The sequence below is a fragment of the Stenotrophomonas sp. PFBMAA-4 genome, from assembly GCF_030053215.1.
In the GTDB taxonomy this organism is placed as follows: domain Bacteria; phylum Pseudomonadota; class Gammaproteobacteria; order Xanthomonadales; family Xanthomonadaceae; genus Stenotrophomonas.
The window spans coordinates 73,516-91,212 of record NZ_JASGBW010000013.1 but is presented as its reverse complement, the minus strand read 5'-3'; the positions used below and the strand labels follow the sequence as shown (position 1 = coordinate 91,212).

The 17,697-nt window shown below is 60.3% G+C and carries 13 protein-coding genes; all 13 read right to left on the bottom strand.

Annotation, left to right across the window (positions count from 1 at the left end):
- Positions 1-38: 38 nt before the first annotated feature.
- The 13 genes from QMZ26_RS10385 to QMZ26_RS10325 all read right to left on the bottom strand — a co-directional run bounded on the left by QMZ26_RS10385 (position 39) and on the right by QMZ26_RS10325 (position 17,580).
- Positions 39-2,105 (bottom strand): hypothetical protein, encoded by a 2,067-nt coding sequence (locus tag QMZ26_RS10385; protein WP_200733313.1) that lies wholly within the window; start codon positions 2,103-2,105, stop codon positions 39-41.
- An 18-nt stretch (positions 2,106-2,123) separates the two neighbouring features.
- A complete protein-coding gene (locus tag QMZ26_RS10380; protein ID WP_283221400.1) occupies positions 2,124-2,723 on the bottom strand; it encodes a hypothetical protein in 600 nt (199 codons plus the stop codon).
- A complete protein-coding gene (locus QMZ26_RS10375) occupies positions 2,720-3,118 on the bottom strand; it encodes a GtrA family protein (RefSeq protein WP_032968494.1) in 399 nt (132 codons plus the stop codon). Before QMZ26_RS10375 ends, QMZ26_RS10380 begins: the two co-directional genes overlap by 4 nt.
- Entirely contained in the window at positions 3,102-4,040 is a 939-nt protein-coding gene (locus tag QMZ26_RS10370) for a glycosyltransferase (RefSeq protein WP_200733329.1), read from the bottom strand. The genes QMZ26_RS10375 and QMZ26_RS10370 overlap by 17 nt, the downstream gene beginning before the upstream one ends.
- Positions 4,041-4,051: 11 nt before the next feature.
- Positions 4,052-5,002, bottom strand: a complete 951-nt coding sequence (locus QMZ26_RS10365) for a UDP-glucuronic acid decarboxylase family protein (RefSeq protein ID WP_200733311.1) — start codon at positions 5,000-5,002, stop codon at positions 4,052-4,054.
- A 118-nt stretch (positions 5,003-5,120) separates the two neighbouring features.
- Positions 5,121-6,047: an NAD-dependent epimerase/dehydratase family protein gene (locus tag QMZ26_RS10360; RefSeq protein ID WP_200733310.1), complete on the bottom strand. Its 927-nt coding sequence runs from the start codon at positions 6,045-6,047 to the stop codon at positions 5,121-5,123.
- Entirely contained in the window at positions 6,031-7,071 is a 1,041-nt protein-coding gene (gene gmd / locus QMZ26_RS10355) for a GDP-mannose 4,6-dehydratase (RefSeq protein WP_004141629.1), read from the bottom strand. The genes QMZ26_RS10360 and gmd overlap by 17 nt, the downstream gene beginning before the upstream one ends.
- 193 nt (positions 7,072-7,264) lie before the next feature.
- Positions 7,265-10,963, bottom strand: coding sequence for a glycosyltransferase (locus QMZ26_RS10350; RefSeq protein WP_200733309.1), 3,699 nt, complete (start codon positions 10,961-10,963; stop codon positions 7,265-7,267).
- A 218-nt stretch (positions 10,964-11,181) separates the two neighbouring features.
- Entirely contained in the window at positions 11,182-12,975 is a 1,794-nt protein-coding gene (locus tag QMZ26_RS10345; protein WP_283221399.1) for a methyltransferase domain-containing protein, read from the bottom strand.
- Complete coding sequence (locus tag QMZ26_RS10340; RefSeq protein WP_200733307.1) at positions 12,972-14,231, bottom strand: ABC transporter ATP-binding protein; 1,260 nt, start codon at positions 14,229-14,231, stop codon at positions 12,972-12,974. Before QMZ26_RS10340 ends, QMZ26_RS10345 begins: the two co-directional genes overlap by 4 nt.
- Complete coding sequence (locus QMZ26_RS10335) at positions 14,228-15,022, bottom strand: ABC transporter permease (protein ID WP_283221398.1); 795 nt, start codon at positions 15,020-15,022, stop codon at positions 14,228-14,230. Before QMZ26_RS10335 ends, QMZ26_RS10340 begins: the two co-directional genes overlap by 4 nt.
- Entirely contained in the window at positions 15,015-16,406 is a 1,392-nt protein-coding gene (locus QMZ26_RS10330; protein ID WP_283221397.1) for a glycosyltransferase family 4 protein, read from the bottom strand. The genes QMZ26_RS10335 and QMZ26_RS10330 overlap by 8 nt, the downstream gene beginning before the upstream one ends.
- On the bottom strand, positions 16,399-17,580 hold the full coding sequence (locus tag QMZ26_RS10325; RefSeq protein ID WP_283221396.1) for a cystathionine gamma-synthase: 1,182 nt from the start codon (positions 17,578-17,580) through the stop codon (positions 16,399-16,401). The genes QMZ26_RS10330 and QMZ26_RS10325 overlap by 8 nt, the downstream gene beginning before the upstream one ends.
- Between the last annotated feature and the right edge of the window lie 117 nt (positions 17,581-17,697).

Sequence of the window (17,697 nt, the reverse complement as noted above, 5' to 3'; positions counted from 1 at the left end):
CGCCTCGGCAGCACAGCGCTAGGGCGGGTTGCGCGATATCAGTGAACTGGCATGGAGCGTTCATTGTCACCAACAGGAACCGTGGTGGGAACGAGACCGTGATCATGCAACCACGCTCGGCCCTCAAGCACCGCACTGATCCCGATCTGCTGCCCCGCAGCGGCCTCTGGTATCAGGAACGATACGTCACGCACCTCCCGTGGCGCGAGGATCCCAGAGCCGGCAAGTTCAACACGCGAAGACCATGCCCCCGGATCCAGGGCAGCGCCGTTGTGGAAAAGTTGCCAGGAAAGCCGCAGCGGCTGGGGAAGCCCAGCCTGGGTATTCAAAGCCATCGCGGTATTGTTGGTTACCCGTACTGATACCAGATAACCGCCCGAAGCATCTTTGCGCATGGAGGCAACCTGAATGGACACGCCTGCAGCATTTGCCAGATCGAGTACCTCACCGGCATGCACTGTGCAGGACAGCGGATCGATCACGACGATATTCTCCAGTACACCCAAAGCCGCCTTCTCCGCGGCGGCTACTGCCCCGTTGCTGGTGCCAGCGGTAATGCGATACAAGGCTTGGACGCAGGGCGCGATACCGTCTCGCGCCTGGTATCCCGGTGCGATGTTGCCGGAATAGCCATTCAGGGTGGGCCTACCGAGTTCCTGCGCCAGGATGACACCATCCAGCTCGGAAACGGAGGGGTTGACCTCCGGTCCAGCTGGATTGAACAGGATGGCATGCTCCGGCAGCGTACGGGGAAGTTGGTGGCGGAGTGCCTCGATGCGTTCGATGGCCTGCTCCCTGCCGAACTTGTCGGTGCGCAGCGTTGCGGCTTCCACCACCATCACCAGCGCGAACAACGCAGCGACGATCTTCCACGGCAGTGCGCTGGTACGGACGGACTCGATCCCCAGTGCCACCAGCAGTGATAGCGGCAGCACCAGCACAAGCCCGATCCGGGCCATGGCCCGGATCGAGCCGATTCCCGGCAGCTCAGCCAGCAGCAGATACAACGAATGGCCGCCGACCGCCAGCGTGAGAAGCACCAGTATCAGGACGGACGAAGCGGCAACCCAGCGCACACCTGACTTGGATCGCAGCAGGCCCAGCGCTGCCAATCCCAGTATGCCCACACCGAAGAATATCTGCTGCTCGTGGCGCATCGGAACGTCGTGCCCGATCCAGCTGCTTGGAACATGCCAGAGCGCGGAAAAGTCCGCCAAGAGGTAGCTCTGCGGCCTTGGAAGCAATGACAGAACTTCGTCAACCCCACGGCCGAATCCATACAACTTCGAATAATGAAGGTAGGGATACATCAGCACGATCATCGCTGCAGCCGCAGCCATGAGGGTAATCACCACCAGGACCAGCTCACAGCGAACGGGTGGCTGCTTCCATTGCAGCCATTGAGCCATCCACCGACGCGGACCCACGCCTTCGATCGCCCATTGGGCGAGGCACCACGCCACAAGCAGCAGTAGGGTAAAGTATCCCAGATAGATCGAGATGTAGAACTGGGCGACCACCGCAACGGCCAGCCCGGCGATCCAGCGCCAGCGTCCGTCGGCAGAAAAGCGCTGCCACAACAACAGCGCAACCGGCATCAGGAAGCGGTAAGTCAACTGAGCGTGGCCGTGCCGGGCAAGGACCGGCATGGCAAAGGTGAAGGCGAACGCCCCGACCGCACTAGCCAAGGGCGAAAAGTGCATCCGACGGAAGACAATGTTGCACACCACATAGTTCGCGACGAACCCTGTCAGGTACCAGAGGTCGAATGCCTGGTACCTATCCCAACCCAGCGCCCTGTACGCAGAGTAGATCCAGGCCGTTCCCCAGTGGTTGTCGGAGAACGTGAGTGCTCCTGGGACTGGATAGAAGAACGAAGGACTGAGCAGGTTCGCATCCACCCCGATCAACCAACGATAGAAGTGCTCCAGTACCACGCCGTTGAATCGAGCATCTGCCATGTCACCCGGTACGCAGGACAACTGGCATGTATGCGCCCACGGAACCAGGATCAACCCCACGGCGAACAGCAACAGGGGCGGCAACCAGCGCGAGGCAACAGTAGCGTGCGGCCGTGCGCTTGCGGGAGGATCGGAGATTGACATGCTATTCGGTCCGGCTGCTTACTGGCACCGATAGTCTGACGACATTCGGCTGTTTCTGAAGGGATCGGTCAGGGCGTCGGTGTATTGACCCATGAGCAGACGGTGCGTAGGCAGGAGGTTCTGACGATAGAAACGGCTGAAGCCAGCCAGACGCTTACCGCGCGGAGTGAGCTTCACGCAACCCGACTGAATCTCGATCGTCCCGGACTGCAGCTGTTCGGTCAGGCGGACCTCGACCAAGTGATGCTCCCGCACATACTCTTCGGTGAACACCTGCCGAAATGCATCTTCGCGAATACCGCCGCCGCGCTGGTCAAGCTTCTCCAGAATGTAGAACGAAAGCGATCGATCGATCACGGTGGGAACGGATATCGCGAACAGATAGCCGCCAAGAAGCCAGATTGCCCCCAACTGGATCAGTTCGAGTCGGCTGAAATCACGGAACCACTTCAGCAGGTGCAGACCGGCAAAGACCACTACAAGCGCAACCAGGGCATCCAGGATGCTGGCATACAGCACCACGTCGACCCTCAGGTAACGCATGTGTATGTAATAGATCAGCAGCAATGCAACGATGAAAATCGCGGTCGCAAGAAATGCGCGCAGGTACTTGTTCATTTGAATACCAGGAATTTATTGGCGAGGAAGCTCAGCACCATCTGCATGCCGGTGGCCAGCAGAAAGCCGATCCTGTAGTCCATGCCCAGATAATCGGCCCAGACATACATGACAGCGGCGTGCAGAAGTGCGATGAGCACGTAGACCAGGACGAAGTGCGCACCTTGCCTTACGACGCTCGACTGCTGGCCCCGGAACACGAAGTAACGGCTGCCGATGAATGAGACCGTGATGCCGAATACCGCTGCAATGGCGTTGGCCACACTCGCCAACTGAACGTGGAGGACTTCAATGTTGAACTGCAGCACACCATAGTGGACGGCTGTTGCAACGACGCCATTGATCAGATAGCGCACTACCTGCCCGCCAAGCACGCCGTCAGCAGCGGCGGGCATGACGCACTTCTTCCACAAATTCATGGTAGCTACCCGTACCCAGCACCCCGCCGCTGCGCAGCATGCCTGACAGCAGCAGGATGATCAGAGTAAGCGCCGCAGTCTGCAGGAACACAAGCAGCAGGATTCCGAATGCGAGCGAGAACCAGCCCGGGGTTGCAAACCCCGATGCCTTGAGCAGCAATGCAGTTATCCCGCCGACGACGGAAAGCCCTGCCACGAGGGTGCACGCAATCCCCACCCTTACCAGCACGTCTTCAGCAAATACCATCAAGGCACGGAAGCCGTGCAGGGCAAGCCCCACGAAGTTCATCTTGCTGCGACCGGCATAACGCGAGCCGCGGTCAAGCGCGCATGTCTGGATGCGCAGCTTGGAACTCAGCACTGATGCAGCTACATGAGTCCACGTCTCCTGCATGGAAGCCAGACGACGGACTGCCGGCATTTTCGCTGCCATGAAATTGCCGAAGCTGATCTGCCGACCACTGAGCAGCGAGAACAGCCACTTGTAGACGACATAGAACGCCTTGAACTTGAGCGACTCCACACGACTTCTGCGCGTGGCCACGACGACGTCAACCTCATCGGACGCAAGCCCCTCAACAAGCTGGGAAATACTTTCCGGTGTATCTTCGCCATCAGAATCCATGGCGACCACGATCACGTCGTCGCCGAATGTCTCGGCGACGTAGCTGAGACCAATCGCAATCGCGCGCTGGTGCCCGACGTTCCGACGCAGGCGTATGACTACGCCTTCCAAACCAGCCGCCTGAATGGCTGACACATCCAGTGGGCGTCGGACGGAACCATCATCAACGGCCACGACGTAGGTATCCAACCCTTGGCTGGCTGCCAGGTTCCGGAACAGTATCGAAGATGCTTCCACATCTTCGTACACGGGCATCACCACGACGGTCCGCATCATCTTCACACTCACCCCTGCAAACGATGGCGGAAGTAGGCGATGGTTTCCTTGAGGCCATCCTCGAGGCCGACCTTGGGCTCCCAGTCGAAGGTCGCCTTAGCCAAGCGGATATCCGGCTGGCGCTGCTTCGGGTCATCGGAGGGCAGCGGGCGATACTCGATGCTGGAGGTTCCGCCGACCAGCCGCAACACCGTTTCCGCAAGTTCAAGCATGGTGAACTCGCCGGGATTGCCGATGTTCACCGGGCCGGTGAAATCAGCCGGACTATCCATCAACCGCAACATACCTTCGACAAGGTCATCGACATAGCAGAAGCTGCGGGTCTGCGTACCATCACCGTAGATCGTAATCGGCTCGCCCTTCAGCGCCTGCACGATGAAATTGCTCACCACCCTGCCATCATTCGGGTGCATCCGCGGGCCGTATGTATTGAAGATACGCATGACCTTGATTTCCAGCTGATGCTGGCGCCAGTAGTCGAAGAACAACGTCTCGGCACAGCGCTTGCCCTCGTCGTAGCAGCTGCGGATGCCAATCGGATTCACTCGTCCCCAGTAACCTTCCACCTGCGGATGAATCTCCGGGTCACCGTAGACCTCGCTGGTGCTGGCTTGAAGAATGCGTGCGCCTACCCGCTTGGCGAGACCCAGCATATTGATCGCACCGTGCACGCTCGTCTTGGTCGTCTGAACCGGATCGTGCTGGTAATGCACAGGAGATGCCGGACATGCAAGGTTGAAAATGCGGTCCACCTCGACATACAGCGGGAAGGTCACATCATGCCGCATAAGCTCAAATCGCGGATGCTTCAGCAAGCCGTCGACGTTGGCCTTGCTGCCGGTGTAGAAATTATCCACACAGAGCACATCATGCCCTGCGTCAATCAAGCGATCACAGAGGTGAGATCCCAGAAAACCGGCGCCGCCGGTTACCAGTACGCGTTTTTGATCCTGAGCCATGTCTGATGCAGTCCTTGGAATAGGGAGTGGCGCCCGAGCACTGCATTAGCCGCAGTCGTGCTGCCCAGTAAATTGGATTTATTTTAAACCAGGTATGGTATTAACAGCGTTCCGCGCTTTACTCAGCGGCTGCTGCCGCCAGCATCCATTCCAACGTCTGCTCCAGAGGGGGCGTGTCCCAGCCGCCAATCAGGCGCAGCAGCCGCTGGTTGTCCCCGACCAGGACCTTCACATCGTTTGCACGGACAAATGCCGGGTTGATCCGCACCTCCAGCGAGTGCCCGCTCAGCGCACTGCAAAGCTCGACAATGTGTGCCAGCGTATGGCCAGCCCCGGTACAGATATTCACGACCTGACCGACTGCATCAGACGACTGCAGGAGTTGCCGATAGGCCCGCGCCACCGCCCGCACGTCGCCGAAATCGCGCGATACCTCGATGTTGCCAAGTTCCATCACCGGAGCCCGGCGAGCGAAGTGGGAAACGATCTTCGGCACCAGGAACTGCTCCCCCTGGCCGACACCGGTGTAGTTGAACGGCCGCGTGATGACAATAGGCAACCTTTCCCGCCAGAGCCCCGCGACATGCTCCATGGCCAACTTGCTGACGGCATAGTCGTTCGCAGGTGAGGGGGGTGTGCTCTCGTCCAACGTTCCTGAAGAACGGTTGCCGTAGATGTTTGCGCTGCTTGCCAGCAGGATCTTCTCTATCGGATGTTCACAACGTTCCAGCGCAGACAGCAGGTTTCGCGTACCCAGCAGATTGACGTTGTAGAAATCCTCTGCATTGCCGTGCGCAACAAAGGCGACCGCAGCAAGGTGCACCACCATGTCAGCACGAGCGGCGCTGACAGCTGCGGTCAATGCAGCCTCGTCCCTGAGATCGGCCTCTACGAACTCCCCCAGGTCATCTGGGCCACGTCGTGACCCCTGGCCAATGACCTGACAGCCCTGGGCGCGCAGTTCCGCAACCATGTAGCGTCCGGTAAAGCCGGACGCTCCAGTGACCAGAACACGCTTGCCTTCCAGGTCAGAACGAGAATCCACGCTCGTTCCTCTTGAGATCCGCCTCAACCATCATCTGGCAAAGCTGTTCAAGCGTCGTCTGCGGCTTCCAGCCGAGAATGCGCTCGGCCTTCTCCGGATTGCCGATCAGGAGATCGACTTCAGCGGGGCGGTGGAATTTCGGGTTGATCCGCATCACGGTCTTGCCCGTCGATGCATCCACTGCAACTTCGTCGATGTCCTGTCCCTTGAACTCCACGTCGATGCCTGCCCCCTTGAAAGCCATGCGGACGAAATCACGCACGGTTTCGGTCCGATTGGTTGCGAGGACGAACGTGTCAGGCTCATCGGCCTGCAGCATGCGCCACATGCCCTCGACGTATTCCTTGGCAAAACCCCAGTCGCGCTTCGCGTCCAGATTTCCAAGCTCCAGCACGTCCAGCTGTCCCAGTTTGATCTTGGCTACCGAGTCGGTAATCTTGCGTGTGACGAATTCACGGCCGCGCAGCGGGCTCTCATGATTGAAGAGGATGCCGCTGGAAGCGAAAATATCGTAGCTTTCACGATAGTTGACGGTGATCCAGTGGGCGTAGAGCTTTGCTACACCGTAAGGACTCCGGGGATAGAAGGGAGTCTCTTCGATCTGCGGAACGGCCTGCACCTTGCCGAACATTTCCGACGTCGAGGCCTGATAGAAACGGATCTTCGGATTGACGAGGCGGATCGCCTCAAGCAGGTTGAGCGCGCCAACCCCGGTAATCTGGGCCGTGGTGCTCGGCTGATCAAAGCTGACACCAACGAAACTCTGTGCGGCAAGGTTGTAGATCTCGTCCGGCTGGATCCTCTGCACCATTGACAAGGATGCGCCAAGATCCGTGAGGTCATACTCGACCAGTTCAAGATCGGGGTGGTTGGTGACACCCACCTCGTCCAGCCGCCAGAAGTTTACCGAACTCGTACGCCGATAGGTTCCATAGACTTTATAGCCCTTCTCAAGCAGCAACTGGGTCAGGTAAGCACCGTCCTGACCGGTAACGCCCGTGATGATTGCCTTCCTGATGCTCATTGCCACTCTACTCGGTTAGTTAAGAAAGTTGCGCGTCCCGCACTGTCCTCGCGGCGACCCACATCGACCCGTCTCTCTTCGGGCCAGACACACAAATGATCATACCGCATCTGCCGCGCCCGGATCCGGGGCCGGATTGCCGCTATCTGCCGAGGCGGGCTTTCGAGCAGGAACCGCCTGCCGAAGGCCCGCGTCAGTAGTCCCATCCCCCGTTAAGCAGCAGCTGCATGAATTTGGACGCCGATTCGGACCACGTCAGGCCAAGGTCGACCGGGGCCGCCGGCGGAAGCGATGAAACGAGCAGCCTTGCCAGTGACTCAGGACCCTCCAGCGTGAAATACGCTGCATGCTCTCTGGCCACCTCGCGGAACACCGGAATATCACTGAGCAGCAGGGGCACGCCGTGCCGGGCTGCCTCGACAATCGGCAAGCCAAAGCCTTCAGCGGACGATGCCTGTAGCAGCGCCACGGCAGAGGCGTAAGCATGCTCGAGGTCGGCATCGCCCACTTTCTCAAGCCAAAGCAGGCGCTTGCCCGCCTCGGGATGGTCACGCAACCTGGACGCCAAGGCCTCCACGTTCCAGCCTTTCTTGCCGATGATCACCAGCACCATGCTGGATCCGCGCTTCCAGGCCAGCTCGAAGGCGTCAAGGGCAAGGCCGTGACCTTTTCGCGGCTCCACCGTGCCGACCATCAGGACGGCAGGTTTCGCAAACGCGTTGCGGACTACCCGCGAAGGCTCACCTTTAGCCCCCTGCTCGACCAGATCGCTGCCCAGGTGGACGTGCCCGATGCGCTGGCCAATGCGCTGCTCGGGCGCGACTTCCCGAATCCACGCCTGCAGGTCATCTGCCACGGCACGGGAGATGCAGACAAGCACGTCGCAGTTGAGAACGACGTAGCGCAACCACTGCTCGAACACCGCCGGCATGAAATCCACGCAGTGCTGCGGATGGCGCAGGGGAATGAGGTCATAGACCATTGCTCCCACGCGCCCCCCTGCACGATGCGTATTTGCGATCGAGTGTTCAAAGCGCTCAGTCTTGTCCCATGCCGAGTCAAGCAGGAACAGGACGTCGCCTGCCCGCATATCTGATATTGGGCTGCGGCCTGCGTCGGGCACGCCGAGCACGTCACGGGTGAATGATTCAGCCGACACCATCGTGCCATCAGCCACATGCGCTACAGGGTGCACTACGAACCGGGTGGCTTGTTCGCCGAGCAGGCATTCGCGGGCCAGATTGCGCACCACGCGGTGTACACCAGTGCCATAGTCGGAGTGGACGACTTCACTAAGGTCCAGGAACAGACGCGGCGTGCCTCGCGCCTGCAACGTGCTGGCCACCGACGTTTCAAGCGCGTGATACTCACGGTCTGTTGGAGAGGCCTCTTCGAACACGTCCGCCAGGCGATTGGCCAACAGACTGCCGTTTCGCACCTTCACTGTCTGCCCCGACGACCAGAGCGCATCCACGTACGTTCTGGCGGTGAGATCAGGATCATGGTGACGGCGGATCTCCCCACGGGCGCCGGTTCCCAACGCCCTGCAGACTGCTTCACTTGACAGCAGCAAGGACAAGGCATCAGCAAGCTCGCTGATGCTTGGCTGGGCAGACACTTTTCGCACCGCCAACGGGGAGAGCTCACGGAATCCAGCGTAATCGTTGACGATGGTGGGGACACCATACGCCATGCAATCGTATACAGCCTTGGAGGTCTCCCCGCGGCTTTCCGCCCTGAGCTGGACGGCAACATCGGCCGCGACCAGATAGCGCCGATAGGTGTCCTCGGCGACGAACCCGGTGATCTCTACGCGCACGTCATTGCCCAGCTGCTGGATCCTCCGCTGGATCCGCTCTCCGTACTCGCCACCATCGCCCCCACCGACAAAGACAAGGCGCACATCGGCCCGGCGCTCCGTGGGCAGGCAGGCGACCGCATCGAGCAAAAGATGATTCAGCTTGGTGTCGGCCATGAAACCGAAGCTGACAATCACCTGTTCGGCAGGCGTGATTCCAAGCTCCGTTCGTGCAAGCGACTTTCCTTCCTGGCCGACGTCTTCCGGGAGGCGCAACGGCATCGGCGCGCGGGTGATCATCGCCCGGGAGGCGCCTGGGTAGAACGAATCAACGACCTCGGCCGAGTGTGCGGAATGAACGAGAATGCCAGCGGCGCCCTCGATGACCCCGAGCGATGCAGGGAACTGCATTCTTGCCTCGAGCGGCCCCTGCGCCCTCAGGACCTCCAGGGCGGATCTGCCATGGGACGTCAGCAGCGCCTTCCTGAACGCATCGGGATACCCGCCATGGCTCTCCATGTACCAGAACATGGAGCTGAGATAGACATCATGGAGGACAACCAGCCCAGGATGCTTCCGCAGCAGCTCCACCATGTGCATATGGAAGGGCGAATTTCCGAACTGGTAGACAATATGTGCGTAGCGTCCCGCACTGCGCTCAAGATCGCGCCAGTGATGGATCCTGTATCTGAAACGAAGATCACCGGTTTCGGCAATATCCGCATCGGTGTAGAGATCAATGTCGACATAACGGGACAGCGGGGTCAGCAGCTCGGCAACGTAGTCCGCGATACCACTCTTCTGCGGAGGCAACGGCGTAACCATGGCAATACGCTGGCGGACTCCCTGCCCCATGCGCGGCCCGCGCAGCGCCTTTGACTTCCGCTCCATTGCCTCACGCCACGCCTGTTCGCACAGCGCGGCAGAACGATCCCATGTGTACTCTGCGGCCCTCTTGATGCCGAACTCACGCAGCTCACCACGGTATTGCTGGTCGTTCAGTGCGCGACCCAGAAGGCGCGCCGCCGCCTCAGCATCGGACGCATCGAATGTTGCGTCCTTGCGCGCCATAACTTCGCCCAGGCTCGAGTTGTCGGCACAGATGGTCGGCGCACCACACGCCATCGCCTCAAGTACAGGTAGGCCAAATCCTTCGTACAACGACGGGAAGAAGAACGCCTCGCACGATCTGAACAAGCCAACCAGATCCGCATCACTGACCTTGCCGGTGATGACCAGATCATTCGCTGACAGACCCGCATGCTGTGCGAAGGCACGCAATGCCTGTTCGTCACCGACTTGGTTAAGAACCAACTGCACGCCGCTGCGCTCGGATGGCGCAATCCTCGCGAACGCATCGACGGCGCCGATCAGGTTCTTGCGGAAGTCGCCGTTGCCCGTGTAGATCACAAAACGGCCACCGATTCCGAAGCGCTTGAGCAGGTTCTCACGTTCCACAGCCCCCAACGCCTTGGCAGTGAACTCGCTGCCAACACCAGCATGGATTACCGCAAGCCGTTCGGCGGGGATACCCAGCAAACGCATCGCATCCCGGCGCGTAGCCTCTGAAATGCAGAGCATGACGTCGAACCGCTGCAGGGCCTGAAGGCGGCCTTGATACCATGAGCGATAACTGGCGTTGTCCAGGTACTGCTCGGAAAAGACCAGCGGAATGAAGTCGTAGACCGTCACCGAGCTGATCGCGCCTGGCACCTGGGCCAGGCCCGCCACCCCGCCTGCATGTTCCACGAACCCCTCGAACAGGCTGTTCGCATGCACGATGTCCGGCGCGAGGCCGGCATAGTGATTCATGCAGAGCACCTCCGCAGCAGGCCGGAGACAGTCGGCAGGATGGCCATGTGGCTGCGTCGGACCGGCGTAGTAGTAGCGCGACCACTTGTCTCGCGACAGACGCCCATCCAGGGCAGCCATCACTTCATTCGCTTCGCGCGGATACGTGCCGTCGAGGCCGATGGAGTAATCGACACCTTGGCCGCCGGACAACAGTGCGCCGGTAAGATCAAGCGTGTAACGACCGATGCCGCGATGGCGGGATGCCGTCTGGCATGCCTGCAAATCCAATGCTATCCGCATTATGTACATCCTAGTTGATTGGCGCCGGACACCGGTTGCCACTGCTGGTGCGCGACCGCTTTCATTCGCCTGGCCATTTCGTCCTGCACTTGACGCCTACCGTTTCCACAGGGGCTCCCCCAAGCGAATGACACAAGCCTGAGCAACAACATCCTGTATGGAATGAAAACACATCCAGCATTCGTCGATCCAACTACCGCAGAGCAGACACAGTCCGTTTACGAGGTTTTCCGCGAGATCACTGCGTAGTCCAGTGGCGCCCTGAACTGTTCGATGATCCGGTTGATCGACTGGGAGCCCGGCTGACTCTCGTCAAGCAGCTCCGGAAACACGACGTCGCGCGCCTGGGTAAGTCGATCGATTCGCACGTCGGCGAAGCCACGGGAGCGCGTGAGCCACAACAACAGGTCAGGAGGGATCGGGTTGCGATGGGTCGGGTCCATGTAAAAGGAGAAAGCACCAACGCTCAGGTTCTCTGGATTGGGGGTTTCCAGAATCAGCATCCCGCCAGGGCGAAGAGCGCGATGGCATTCATCGATCAGAGCAATCATCGTTTCAAATGGGAGATGCTCGACGAGGTGCATCGAGGTAATTACCGAGACAGAGCCCGGCGGCATTTTCCGCAGGACTTCAAATGCATCGCCGTGAATGACATCCAATCCCATCGAGCGACAGGTCTGGACGAACATTCCATTCATGTCTATCCCGCGCCCCGGGTAGCCGGCGTCGCGAACCAGCTCGAGCCACTCCCCGCGACCGCAGCCGATATCAAGTACCAGCGCGCTCGACGGATCGGCACCACAGACGAGTTCGACCTCCTGCAGATAGGGGCGGACACGCTCCTTGACCAGCTCGCGCGAACCACGAAATGAATCCTCCAGCGCGGCGTACATCACATCCATGTCCGATGCTGGCTTCACAGTACCCTGCGCCTCCGGACCGGGCAGGGCACCGGTCGTGCTGGTAGAGGAAGGCGCAAGCTCAGCTTGCAGCCTCCCACCCAGCTCCAGCGCGTCCAAGCGATCTTCATCGCGGCTCTGCCGCGCATTGATCGCACTGATGTCAAAATCAAAGCGGGTGTGATGATCACGCCTCGCCGCAGCACTTTCCTCGACAGTTACCCGCAGCGCCTCAAGCCGCTGCTCGTGCTCGCCAGCGAATGTCCTTGCCATGTCCAGTTGCCCCCTCAACTGCCGCAGCTCTGCCGCGTCATCCTCGAGTCGCTGCTCCAGCAGGCTCATCCTCACCAACATGCTGGGCCTGCGGACGGTAGCGGGTTCAGCAGGGTCCACTCCGGCCGCCGTCGCCAAGAGCACTTCCGGGCCGAACTCAGATTGGACGATCAGCTCAAGCGAAGCAAGGCGCGCGTCGTGCGCCTCATCGCGCACACCGGAACGGGACTCGGCCAACTGCAATTGGGTCGTGACCTCCGCCAACTGACGCTCGAGTTGGGTGCAGCGGCTACTGGCGAGGCTCGAAACTTCATTCAGAAGCTCACCAATCCGCTGGATCTCGCGAACGCTGTGGGCGTGATTCAGCGACTCGGTGCGGGCCGCGCGCGGCAGGCGGATGGCAGCATGGGCCCATTCGATGACAGGACCCACAAGACGCTTACGCTTCCAGCGCTGCAGTGTCCACAGAAGGCGCAGCCGATGGATGCGGGTACCGCGCTGCTCGCCCTCGCGAGACCAGCGCAGGGCGCCCAGCACCTCAAGCTTGGTTATGCTGCCATCACGTAGCCGCTGCGTATACATGGCCAATGCATCTTGGTCGACCGGTCGACCGAGCATTGCACGGTAAGCATTATCGACGAAGTCCATATCCTCGTATTGCAGCAGTTCCTGCAGCGTGTATTGATGCTTATCGGCGATCTGCGCGTTGTCCGGCGACCAATGCGGCGCCTGCTCCCGGCTTTGCTGCGCATCGCCACTGCGCTGGGCCGATCGCATTGCGAGCTCATGACGCACCTGTTGCATCAAAGCCCCTGCCTTCATCTCGTGCGGAGTCGTCATTCCATGGTCCTCACTTCAGTTGCACCATCGGTAGCCTCTTCCTGCCATTCAATGCGTGATGGCAGCCAGGCTGAACCGACGAAATGCTGGTGGGTGATGTTGGCAACTTGAAAAACCGTGGCCAGATCACGCCACTGGAAATTCTTCACAAGGTGGGTTTCCGTACTCGACAAGGCTACCGAAACGGAATAGCTGCCCGGCCCCAGGTTGAGATGGAACGATACGCTGAAGCGGATACGTTGACCCGGCGACAGGTCCCCAAGGACCTGCTCCGTGTAATGCGTGTTGGTGCCATAAATCGGCTGCCCGAGCCGATCCTTGATCATGTAACCAAACACCAACCTGTCGATCGGCTCATGTATTTCAACCGCGACATCCAGTGACACTGCCTCTCCCACACCCACGTACTCAACGGCCTCGCCAGCGGAATTGCGCAGAGTGATCGACCCGAAACTGGCCTCGCCCGTCCCTGACACCGTCTGCACCGGCCCACCCTCTTCCCGCACGGTCAGCAGCTTGCTGTTTTCTTTTTCGGCGATCAGGGCATTGTAGTAATCAAACACCTCACGGGGCTCTCCATCGAGCAGTTTCTTGCCGGCGACGAGCAGGATGGCGCGGTCGCAAAGCGCCTGCACGGCCGTTGGGTCATGCGAGACGAACAACAGCGTGGTCCCAGCGGCACGGAAGTCACGAATCCGCTGGAAACACTTATGGACGAAGTAAGCATCGCCCACCGACAGCGCTTCATCCACGATCAGAATGTCCGGGCGGGTCGCGGTTGCAACACTGAAGGCGACACGAACCTGCATACCGCTTGAATAAGCACGTACTGGCTCATCGAAGTAGGAGCCGATCTCCGCGAACTTCTCCACTTCCGGAACGATCCGCTCGATGTCCTCCCCCGAAAAACCGAGCAGCCCCGCAGCATGGCGGACGTTCTCGCGCCCACTCAGCTCCGGGTTGAAGCCCATGCCGAGCTCAAGGATGGCGGCCACCCGTCCAGTCAAGCGGATTTCCCCCTCAGTCGGACGCGCAGTGCCGGTCACCAGCTTCAGCAACGTGCTCTTGCCTGCGCCGTTCTGCCCGATGATACCTACCGCTTCACCGCGGGCAACCTCGAAATCGATGCCGCGAAGCACCCAGGCTTCAGAGTCCGGCTTGGGGTTCGCCCCAAACCATTTTGCAAAGCGCTTCCACTCGCTGCCCCAATGACGATATGCCTTGCCGACACCGGAGACGAAGATTTCGCCGCTCATAGCATGTCCACCATTTCTGCATTTGCCTTGCGGAAGACCACCAGCGCCGCCACGCCCATGATGACCGAAGCCAGCGCCAGCCACCCCAGGTCACTCCAGTAGGGGTCGCGACCGTAAACGAGAACGTTCTGATAGCTCGCTATCAATGGGTGCAGCGGATTCAGACGGAACCAGGCCTGTGTGCTGGCCGGCAGGATCTCCAAGCTGTAGACGATGGGAGTGAACCAGAAAAGTGCCTGCAGCACGACGGGGACGACCTGACCGATATCGCGCACGAACACATTGAACACACCAAGCAGGGTACCCAGCGAAAGCGACAGGACCAAAGTGATCAGGATCAGTACCGGCAACCAGAGCGCATGCGCATCGGGAAAGTGCCCCAGCGCCGCAAAGACCAGAAAAATGGCGAGTAACAGCAAGGTGTTCTGCACCAGCATCGTGCCGGCGAGGATGATGGGCAGGCAGATGCGCGGGAATGCCATCTTCTTCATCAGGTTCGCGTTGTCGATGAACAGGCTGACTGATTTCGTGATCGTCTCGGCGAACAATGTCCAGCCCAAGGTGCCCGACATGAGGTAAAGCGCGTAGGCGTACTTGTTGTCGATTCCCGGAAGCTTGGCGGAGAGCACTTCCGAAAGAATAAGCGCAAAAATGAGGACCTGGGCCAGCGGATGAATGATCATCCACATGGTGCCAAGCTTGCTGCGCAGGAACCGGATCTTCAGGTCACTGCGGATCGAGGAAAGGATGAAAAAACGGTATGCCCATATCGAGCGCATCATGTCACCCATGGTTCTCACCTACGTTGTTCATGCCTGCCTTGATTTCCCGGACTCTGTTCAGGATGATGCGCGCGGCATTTTCAGGCGACAGGCGCGCGAGCACTGCCGTCCGCGCTCGCGCTCCCAGCTGCGAGGCCGCGACAGGATCGTCGGCGAGTTTCCGCATGGCAGTGGCGGCGGCGCCAACGTCTGCCTCTGCCCACTCAGCCCCGTCGGGGTGGGGATAGTCCCCCTCCCTCACGGGTATCCTGCGGAATTCCACCAGCAGTGCGCTTTCGGAATCCATGAACTCAAGATTTCCAGACCAGCCCGTGGCAATGACAGGCTTGCCAAGCGCCATGCACTCCGCAAGTCCGAGGCCAAAACCCTCTGCACGGTGGAGAGACACATAGGCATCACAGCAACGCTGCAGGGCGTTCAGATGGGCGCGATCAATGACGTCGTCGCGGATAACGATGCGGTCATCTCCCTCACCGGCACTCAGCAACTTCCGGAACTTTTCCGGATGGCGGAAACCATTACTCGATTTCACCAGCAGGCGGACGTCGTCCCGATCTGCAGGGAACGCGGCACGGAAGGCCGACAGCACCGCGAATGGATTTTTCCTTTCAATCCAAGAGTTGAAATCGAAGGTAGCGAGGAAAGTGAACTTCCCGTCGTCCAAGCCGAAATCCTGACGCTGCAGGCCGCTGTCAGGTAGAGTACTTAATGGAAGGGGGACGCGCAGCACGGGTTTTTCGGTGACGCGTCGGAAAGCATCCTCAACGAATTTGCTGGCCACCATGATTTCATCCACCAAGGCCAAGGCATCAAGCCACTCGTCGGGGATCTTCTCCAGCTCCCAGAACCAGCAGGCGATCAGATAACGGCCACGCAGTCTTGCCTCACCGATCTGCTCCAGGGCCGGTTTCAGATAGTCAGGATTGACGAAGATGATGCTCACTTCGTGAGGTGCATCCGTGCCTATCCACGCGTCCAGGCTGCCATCTTCCCAGCCATGCGGAAGCGCCAGGTCAATGTCGTACAGCGCGACATCCGCGCCGTAATCGATCAATGCGCGTGCATACAGACGAGCGCTTTCAGCCAGGCCGAATTGGCCACGCATGTATCCCAACAGGTTGAGACCCGGACCATCCGCCTGTGCCGGCATCCTGACGGTGTCGTGAGCGACGCGCTCCAGACCCAGATCCCAGCGTGGAGTGCGCGGGAACCGGGCGCTTGCACTCGCACGCGACGCGAGCAAGGACGACGCCCAGTTACGCCATCGCGGAGGAAGCTGGCGGTAGACGAGTTGGAGTACACGCTGCTCCCTGATCCAAGCCGACAGGTTGAGCAGGTGCAGGCCGGGCCTGGCGCCTTGACGGCGTGTCAAACGGTCGGCCTCGTTACTCATGTGCCGGAAGCGCCTTTTCCAGGTCCACCTGCAGATCCCCCAGCTCCTCCACGCCCACGCTCAAACGCACCAGTGCATCGCTGATGCCCAGCTGCTCGCGGCGTGCCACCGGGATCGAGGCATGGGTCATCACCGCCGGGTGGTTGACCAGGCTTTCCACGCCACCCAGCGACTCGGCCAGAGTGAACAGTTCGGTCTTCTCGCAGAAGCGCTTGGCCGCGTCGAAACCGCCCTTCAGCACGATCGAGACGATGCCGCCGTAGCCGGACATCTGCTTGCCGGCCAGTTCATGCTGCGGGTGCGAGGGCAGGCCCGGGTAGATCACCTTGTCCACGGCCGGATGCTTTTCCAGCCACTGGGCCAGGGCCAGCGCATTGGCGCAGTGCGCCTTCATGCGCAGCGGCAGGGTCTTCAGCCCACGCAGGGCCAGGAAGCTGTCGAACGGACCCTGCACGCCACCCACCGAGTTCTGCAGGAAGGCCATCTGCTCGGCCAGCTCGGCATTGTCGCCGGCCACGACCATGCCACCGACCATGTCCGAGTGGCCGTTGAGGTACTTGGTGGCCGAGTGCAGCACCAGGTCCGCGCCCAGCTCCAGCGGACGCTGCAGCATCGGCGAGGCGAAGGTGTTGTCGACCACTACGATCAGGCCATGGCGCTTGGCGATGGCGGCGACCGCGGCGATGTCCACGATCTTCAGCATCGGGTTGGTCGGGGTCTCGATCCAGACCATCTTCGTCTTCGGCGTGATCGCCGCTTCGAAGGCCGCCAGGTCGGTCAGGTCGACGAAGCTGAAATCCAGCGCGGCGGTGCGGCGGCGCACGCGTTCGAACAGGCGGAAGCTGCCGCCGTAGATGTCGTCCATCGCCACCACGTGGCTGCCGGCGTCCAGCAGTTCGATCACGGTGGAGCTGGCGGCCATGCCCGAGGCGAAGGCGAAACCACGCGTGCCACCTTCCAGCGACGCAACGCAGCGCTCGTAGGCGAAGCGGGTCGGGTTGTGCGTACGCGAGTACTCGAAGCCCTGGTGTTCACCCGGGCTGGACTGGGCGTAGGTCGAGGTGGCGTAGATCGGCGGCATCACCGCGCCGGTGCTCGGGTCGGGCGACTGGCCGCCATGGATGGCCAGCGTGGCCAGGGCCAGCGCGCGGTCGGGCGAGGAAGGGTTGGACATGTCGTTTCCTGAATGGCGCTGACGTACGGCGCCGTCAAAGGATCGGGAGTCTATCAGCGCCGCCTTAACAGGCTTTGACGCGAATAAACCGGAATTCAGCGGTAATCGGTCGCGATC